The organism is Streptomyces sp. 4F14 (assembly GCF_048159485.1).
Lineage (GTDB): Bacteria > Actinomycetota > Actinomycetes > Streptomycetales > Streptomycetaceae > Streptomyces.
In genome coordinates this window covers 1-1,439 of sequence record NZ_JBLRVY010000074.1, presented here as the reverse complement: position 1 = coordinate 1,439, position 1,439 = coordinate 1, and the positions used below count along the sequence as shown (strand labels likewise).

Below are 1,439 nucleotides of genomic sequence, written 5' to 3'. Positions count from 1 at the left end.
CCGCTGCCTAATGCTGAAGTCAAGCCACGAGACGAAGAGGTGGCCGGGCCTCGTAGGGGCGGCGGTCACGCAGGATGGCGTAGAGGACGTTGATCTTGCGGCGGGCCAGGGCGATCAGGGCCTGATGATGCCGTTTGCCTTCCGCTCGTTTGCGGTCATAAAAGGCCCGCGAGGCCGGATCGCGCTGGATGGAGCAGAACGCGGCCTGGTAGAAGACCCGTTTGAGGGCCTTGTCGCCTCCGGTCGCGCTGCGCGAGTACCGGATTTTGCCGGACTGGGAGAGTACCGGGGACAGCCCGGAAGCGGCGGCCAGAGCGTCGCCGCTGGTGAAGCGGCGGATGTCGCCGACCGAGGCGAGGAACTCGGCGGTGAGAGTGGCCCCCATCCCCGGCAGGCTGCGGATGAGGGCCCCGTCAGGGTGGCCGGTCACCAGTTTTTCGATCTCGGCTTCCAGGGCCTTGAGGCGGTGTTTGCCGGCCAGCAGTTCGTCAGCGAGTTCGCGGATGAGCTGGGCGGTGCGGCGTTCGCCGGGCAGGACGGCGCGCTGGGCGAGCGCGGCGGTGTGCGCCACGTCGGCCAGTGGCTGTGCGGTGGTGGTCCTGACGCCGTGCCGGTGCAGGTAGCCGGCGATCCGTGCGGTGCCCGCGCGGCGGATCTCGGCCGGGGTGACGTAGTGGCGCAGCAGGATGAGCCCGGACTGGTTCGTCGCATCGACGGCCCGTTCCAGGCCGGGGTGGATGCCGGTGAGCAGGTCGCGCAGCCGTGCGGTGCGGGCGGTGGACTCCTTGACCAGCGTGGTGCGGTGGCTGACCAGCAGCCGCAGTTCCACGGCGCTGTCGTCGGGCAACTCGACGGTGCGCAGGTCGTCGCGGAGCATGACCTGCTCGGCGATGACTTTGGCGTCGCGGGGGTCGGACTTGTTCTCGCCGCCCCTCGTCGCGCGGCGGGCGCGGTTGACGGCCAGGCCGGGGACGTGGACGACGCGGAAGCCGGCGGTCAGGAGCATGGCGGTCAGCAGGGTGGCGATGCCGCCGAGGATGTCCAGGCCGACGGTGACGGGGCCGTGTTCGGCCTCGATGGTGTGCAGCTCGCCGATCGAGGCGTCGATGGCGTCGGGTGTGTTGTCGACCCGGTGGCTGAGGAGTTGGTGTCCGCGGTCGTCGGTGACCGCGAGCCAGTGGAAGTCCTTGGCGATGTCGAAGCCTGCGTTGGCGGTCATGGTCATCTCCCGGTGCAGCGTGTGGCGAGGCTCCTTCCGCCTGTCCTCGCCCTACTCAGCGATCGTTCGCAGTGCCTAATCAGCAGTCCGGAAGAAGTGGCGGGGCAGGGGGATCAGCGGTCTGAGCCATCGAGGGCAGCCAGCATGAAAACCATCCCTGCCCCACCCGCGCAGTCCCAGAGTCGCGAACTCACGGGACGCACTCAAGAAGGTAGGGCCG

1 protein-coding gene is annotated in these 1,439 nt (G+C 69.2%); it reads right to left on the bottom strand.

The genetic code is table 11. The features are described from left to right. Positions 1–19 precede the first annotated feature (19 nt). Positions 20–1,219: an IS110 family transposase gene (locus tag ACLZOT_RS49650; protein WP_416975937.1), complete on the bottom strand. Its 1,200-nt coding sequence runs from the start codon at positions 1,217–1,219 to the stop codon at positions 20–22. Positions 1,220–1,439 lie beyond the last annotated feature (220 nt).